The 6,000-nt window shown below is 67.0% G+C and carries 4 protein-coding genes, 1 tRNA gene and 1 pseudogene; 3 read left to right on the top strand and 3 right to left on the bottom strand.

The annotated features are described in order from the left end of the window. Nucleotides 1-116: pseudogene (locus P2PM1_RS25320) on the top strand (IS110 family transposase); the annotation flags it as partial. A 1,250-nt stretch (nt 117-1,366) separates the two neighbouring features. Here P2PM1_RS25320 and P2PM1_RS00940 read toward each other — a convergent pair. After that, the gene (locus P2PM1_RS00940) at nt 1,367-2,404 is read right to left on the bottom strand and encodes a GlxA family transcriptional regulator (protein WP_186389349.1); all 1,038 of its coding nucleotides are present in this window, start codon (nt 2,402-2,404) and stop codon (nt 1,367-1,369) included. A gap of 304 nt (nt 2,405-2,708) precedes the next feature. On the opposite strand from P2PM1_RS00940, the gene P2PM1_RS00935 reads away from it, so the two are divergent. Both P2PM1_RS00935 and P2PM1_RS00930 read left to right on the top strand, forming a co-directional pair. Next, nucleotides 2,709-2,783: transfer RNA gene (locus P2PM1_RS00935), tRNA-Val, on the top strand. 358 nt (nt 2,784-3,141) lie between these two features. Then, a complete protein-coding gene (locus tag P2PM1_RS00930; protein WP_186397855.1) occupies nt 3,142-4,206 on the top strand; it encodes a GNAT family N-acetyltransferase in 1,065 nt (354 codons plus the stop codon). Nucleotides 4,207-4,263: 57 nt separating this feature from the next. Here P2PM1_RS00930 and P2PM1_RS00925 read toward each other — a convergent pair whose 3' ends face one another. Beyond that, entirely contained in the window at nt 4,264-4,950 is a 687-nt protein-coding gene (locus tag P2PM1_RS00925; RefSeq protein WP_186397854.1) for an HAD-IA family hydrolase, read from the bottom strand. Between the two features lie 278 nt (nt 4,951-5,228). Next, nucleotides 5,229-5,885, bottom strand: a complete 657-nt coding sequence (locus tag P2PM1_RS00920) for an alpha/beta hydrolase (protein WP_186389352.1) — start codon at nt 5,883-5,885, stop codon at nt 5,229-5,231. Nucleotides 5,886-6,000: the final 115 nt, after the last annotated feature.

The following is a 6,000-nucleotide window of genomic DNA, read 5'->3' as shown; positions in this document are numbered from 1 at the left end:
ATCAACGGCTTGTCCAGAACGGAAAGAAGCCAATCGTCGCCATCGCCGCTCTCATGAGAAAGATCGTCGTCATCCTCAATGCAAGGCTCAGAGATCAGATCCAACAACAGAGTTGATGACGGCCGAGGGGATGTGAGGTCATGCCTTCCTCTCAGGACGTCATCCCGGCCGCAGGCGAAGCCGGAGAGCCGGGAACCATTGGCACCCTCAGCGGAGGTTGGTTGCACAGACCTTTCCCCGCGTCGTCCCGGGCAAGGCGCAGCCGCGATCCGGGACCGGAGAGGCACGGTGCGTGTGGCGTCGTTCGGGCGCGCAGCCGACAGGCCCTCGGCTCGCCGGTCCCGGCTCGGCGCTGACGCGCCGTCCGGGAGGACGCGGGGAGGGGCTGTGCCGGAGGATGAAGGGGGTCAGGAACGGACACGGCAAGCGCCGTCAGGCGGGCGTGAGACGGAAGGCGTTCGCTCCATTCCACGGCTGTCATACCTGCGAAGGCAGGTATCCAGTATCCGCCGGGGCTGGTGGTGGCGTGACGGCGGCAGCCTCCGACCGCCCGGCGGTAGCGCCGAAGCTTGAGCCTCGCGACCTGTGGTTACTGGGTCCGGTCTTCGGCAAGCCGAAACCGGGACGACAGGCCGAGCGTGGGGCTAGTGCGGGCGCGTCCTCGCCGCCGCTCTGGCAGCCAATAGACCCCGGCTCTCCGGCTTCGCCTGCGGCCGGGGTGACATCCGTGGGTTGGGTGACCGGCGCGTGCTTGCGCGCGACCGGGGGGCTCCGAGATGGGGTGAGGTCGCGCCTCATTCTCAGGACGTCATCCCGGCCGCGCGCAGCGCAGAGCCGGGACCCATTGGCGCCCTCAGCGGATATTTGTCGCACATGCCTCTCCCCGCGTCTTCCCGGACGAGGCCGAAGGCCGACGATCCGGGACCGGGGAGCCACGAACGTTCGTGGGGATGGACACGGCAAGCGCCGTCAGGCGGATGTGAGACGGAAGGCGTTCGCTCCATTCCACGGCTGTCATACCTGCGAAGGCAGGTATCCAGTATCCGCTGGGCTGCATGATTGTGCGAGGGCAGCAGCCTCCGACCGCCCGGCGGTAGCGCCGAAGCTTGAGCCTCGCGACCTGTGGTTACTGGGTCCGGTCTTAGGCAAGCCGAAACCGGGACGACAGGCCGAGTGTGGGGCTAGTGCGGGCGCGTCCTCGCCGCCGCTCTGGCAGCCAATAGACCCCGGATCTCCGGCTTCGCCTGCGTCCGGGACGACGAAAAGAGAGGCGCGCGGGAGGACGAAACGCGAGGGCGGTGCGTCCCGCGCGCGCCGACGCGTGGCCGTCGCCGCTTTGCTCTTGTCCCGCCCGTCGCGGGGAGGGTCAGTGCGAGGTGACCAGTCGCGCCCGGCCGGCCATGCGGGCGCTCTGCTTGCGCCCGCCCTGCGCCCAGAAATAGGACTGGCGCTCCTCCGTCGGGGTGCAGTTGTAGCGCTCCCGGTAGCATTTGGTGAAATGCGAAGTGGAGGCGAAGCCGCAGGCGATGGCGACGTCGAGCACCGGCCGGTTGGTGCGCCGCAGCAGGTCGCGCGCCGTCTCCAGCCGCAGCTTGAGATAATACTGGCCCGGCGTGCAGTCGAAATGGCGGCGGAACAGCCGCTCCAACTGGCGCGGGCTGAGGTTGACCGTCATCGCCAGTTGCTGGCAGGACAGCGGATCCTCGATATGCAGGTCCATGATGCGGATGGCGTCGAGGATCTTGACGTTGGAAATGCCGGTGCGGCTTTCCAGATCGTGGCGCTGCGCGCTCTCGCCCGAGCGCATGTTCTGATAGAGCGCCACCTCCGCCACTTCATGCGCCAGATAGGCGCCGTGCTGGATGGCGATGACGCGCAGCATCATGTCGAGCGCGGCCATGCCGCCGGCGCAGGTGATGCAGTTGCGGTCGATGGCGAAGAGGTCGCCCGAGACCTCGATCTCGGGAAACTCCTCGCGGAAGGAGCGCAGGTTCTCCCAGTGGATCGTACAGCGGCGACCGTCGAGAAGATGGTAGCGGGCGAGCACATAGGAGCCGGTGCAGACCGCGCCATAGGTGCGCCCGCGCGCGTTCAGCTTGCGCAGCCGCGTCCCCAGTTCCTTGGGCAGCGGCACGCGCTCCACGTCGACGCCGGAACAGATCAAGGTGATGTCGGCGTCCTCAAGGTCGTTGATCGACCCCTGGACCGAGAGATGGCAGCCGTTGCTGGCCTGCACCGGGTTGCCGTCCACCGAATAGGTCTTCCAGGAATAGAACTCCTGGCCGAGCACCCGGTTGGCGATGCGGATCGGCTCGATCGTCGAGGTGAAGGCGATCAGCGAGAACTGATCCAGAAGGATAAGGGCCACCGTCTGCTGTTCGGTGGAGGTGGTCTGATCTGCCATGCGCACTGTGCCCGGGCTGCGAGGGGCTGACCCCTAGTCCAATGGAAGGTTTTTGCTTCTATTTGCGGGCAGTTTGTGAGTAGCCGTCAATCTTGTCAAATAAAAACGGCGGCGAATACATGTATGGCGAAATTATGCCGGCAGACATGAAATAAAGCGGGGCGGGGTCAACAAAACGTCATGGCGATGCGCGGGTGCGACATGCTGCCGGCGTCGGGCATGGGGAAAATCCACAGGCGTCCAAATTCCGCCTTGCGCAAGCCGGCCCGCTCCTTTAGATACCCCTCACCAGCCGACAGGCCATGGGCGATTAGCTCAGCGGGAGAGCGTTCCGTTCACACCGGAAAGGTCACTGGTTCAATCCCAGTATCGCCCACCATTCCTTCCCGCATTTTGGTCCTTCCCGCAGCCCGGCCGTTTCGGCCGTCCTCCGGCGCTCGCGGGCGTCCTGTCCTTCATCGTTTTCGCGACCAGCCTTGCGGCTGCGGTCTCAATGCGCAGTCGCCCGCGATCGGGCAGACGGTGCCTGCGTCATTGTGCGCCGCGCGGCCGCATTTGCGAATGGTTTACTTCATCGGCATTTTTTTAGGCCGCAGGGCGTTTTTGGTCCCGGAATAAAGTCTCGTTCAAGGCCCTGCCGGCATAGTCGCCGGAAACAGAGGGCGGTTTTGCGAATGCACGGACATATCGTCAGAAGCAGTATGGTGCGCAGCGCGACACAACAGTGCAGTCGGCCGATGGAACGACGGGACGTGGCCGGCGTCGCGGCGATTTTCGCGAGCGCCTTTCGCAACGGCCGGCAGGCGCCGGGGCTGGAGGCCTATCTGGAGGCGCTGTGCTTCGGCAGCCCGCATCTGTCGTCCGACAACGGCAGCCGGGTGTTCGAGGACGAGAGCGGCACCGTCCGCGCGGCGATCCTGTCGGTGCCGATGCGTTTTCGCGTCGAGGGCCAATTGGTGACGGCGCGGCTCCTGTGCAACTTCATGGCCTCCGGCGAGGCGGGGTCGCGCGGGGCGGCCAGCCTCTCCCGCTATTTTCGCGGCAAGCGGCACGATTTCCTGTTCTCGGATACGGCCGTCGAGACCAGTTCCCACCACTGGCGGGCCGCCGGGGGGCATGTGCTGCCGATCCAGAGCCTGGAGTGGCGCCGCCTGTTCCGGCCGCTGGCCGCCGAGGTGCCGCGCCTGCACCGCGCCCTGCGGAGCAGGGCGGGGCAGATCGCGCTGGCGCCGCTCCGACTGCTCGATGCGGGCCTGCGCCGTCGCCACAGGCGCCTTGTCGCCAGAATGCCGGAGGGCCTTGCCGTTGAGGCCGTCGGCCCGGCGCGCTTCCTGTTCGAGGCCCGGCCGATGCTGGGGCGGTTCAGCGTCCGTCCCGACTGGGATCCGGCGGAGTTCGCCTGGCTGATGCGGATGGTGGAGAGCAATCCGGGCCTTGGAGCGCTGCGCTTCTGTCTGGTGACCGATGCCGGCGGCGCGATCATCGGCGCCGCCGCCTATTGCGGCAGCGGGCGCGGGCGGGCGACCGTGCTCAACCTCCTGTGTCTCGAAGGGCGGGAGCGCGAGAGCGTCGCGGCGCTGCTGGCCGATCTCGACCGGCAGGGATATGCAGAGGCCCGCGGCATGACGCAGCCCTTCCTGATGCCGGCGCTGCAGGCGATGGCTCACGTAACGTTCCGCCATCGCGGCTTTTTCTGCGTTGCCGGCCGGCTGCCGGCTTTGCACCGGGCGGTGGAACAGGACCTGCTCTATGCGGAAGGCCTGTCGTCCGAAAGCTGGTCGCGGCTGCTCACCGACTTCTGAGCGACTTCTGTCCGCTTTCTGGCCGGCGCCGCCGGCGCCCGGTCCTGGGCTCGGGGCTCAGCCGACGGCGAGGCCGAGGCCGAGACGGTCGAGGGCGGAGCGCAACTCGTCGAAATGGTCGATGACCGCGTCGGGCGAAAGCTCGCGCACCGGCACGGCGGTGTAGCCGAAGGTGACGGCGACCACCGGAATGCCGGCGGCGCGGGCCGCGTCGATGTCGGCCCGGCTGTCGCCGATCATCACCGAGCCGGCAAGCCGCGCGCCGGCGCGCTCGATCGCGCCGAGCACCGGCATGGCGTCGGGCTTGGACCGCGCGAAGGTGTCGCCGCCGACCAGCGCGTCGAACAGGTCCAGCATTTTCAGATGGTCCAGAAGCTGGCGGGCGATCGGCTCGGACTTGTTGGTGCACACGGCCAGCCGCCAGCCTTCGGCGCGGAAGGCGACCAGCAGATCCAGGATGCCGGGAAAGGGCAGGCTGCGGCCGGCGATGTCGGCCCGGTAGAGCGCGATGAAGCGCAGAAACAGCCGCTCGATCTCGATCGGGTCGGGGTCGGCGATGCCGTTCTCCAGCAGCGCCTTGGCGAGCAGCGGCCGGGCGCCGACGCCATAGAGGTGTCCGAACGTGTCGAGACCGACTTCTCCGAGGCCCTCCTCGCGCATCACCCCGTTGACCGCGGCGGCAAGGTCGTGGCGGGTGTCGACCAGGGTGCCGTCGAGATCGAAGACGAGGGCGGGCGAGGGCATGGGCGGCTCCTGGAGGCTGCGGCGGCTGTTCGGGGGCTTATACCCGCGCCGCTTGCCCATGGGGAAGGGGGATAACAGGCCGGCGCTGCGGCGGCCCGGCGGCGACAGGCGCACAGGGCGCCCTCCGGCCCGGCCCTGTGCTTTTGCGCGAGTGTCGCAAGATTCGGCCGTTTTGAGACAGGATTTTGCAAAATCCGTCGCAAATTTCGGCGTGGCTCCCAAAGCGAAACGCCGGCCAAGGCGGCCGGCGTTTCAAGGGTTTGGCTTGTTTTTGAGGCTCAGGCCATCTCGCTGGTGACGCCGAGGCGCTTGTCGAGATAGGCGCCGCACTCGGCCATCAGCTCTTCCATATGGTTCTCGAAGAAGTGGTTGGCGCCCGGAATCACCTTGTGATCGATGACGATGCCCTTCTGCGTCTTGAGCTTGTCGACCAGGGTCTGGACGTCCTTCGACGGCACCACCTTGTCGGCATCGCCATGGACGATCAGGCCGGAGGAGGGGCAGGGGGCCAGGAACGAGAAATCATGCAGGTTGGCCGGCGGAGCGGCGGAAATGAAGCCTTCCACCTCCGGGCGGCGCATCAGGAGCTGCATGCCGATCCAGGCGCCGAAGGAGAAGCCGGCGATCCAGCAGGAGCGCGCGTCCGGATGTACGGTCTGCACCCAGTCGAGGGCGGCCGCCGCGTCCGAAAGCTCGCCCTGGCCATGGTCGAAGGAGCCCTGGCTGCGCCCGACGCCGCGGAAGTTGAACCGCAGCACGGCGAAGCCGCGCTTCGCGAACATGTAGTAGAGCTGATAGACGATCTGGTTGTTCATCGTCCCGCCGAACTGCGGATGCAGGTGCAGGATCAGGGCGATGGGGGCCGTTCGCGATTTCGCCGGCTGAAAGCGGCCTTCGATCCGGCCGGCCGGACCGTTGAAAATCACTTCAGGCATGGACCACCTCGTTCATGGGGCATTCGTTCCTTAACTTTCCTTGCCGTTCGCCGGGCCGCGCGGGGTTGCGAAGCTCAGGGCAATTGCGTAGTCCGACTTGACTCGGCTGGCCCTG

The organism is Stappia sp. P2PMeth1 (assembly GCF_900185735.1).
Taxonomy (GTDB): Bacteria; Pseudomonadota; Alphaproteobacteria; order Rhizobiales; family Stappiaceae; genus Stappia.
The sequence above is the reverse complement of the archived record's forward strand: the minus strand, read 5'-3'. Positions and strand labels throughout refer to the sequence as shown.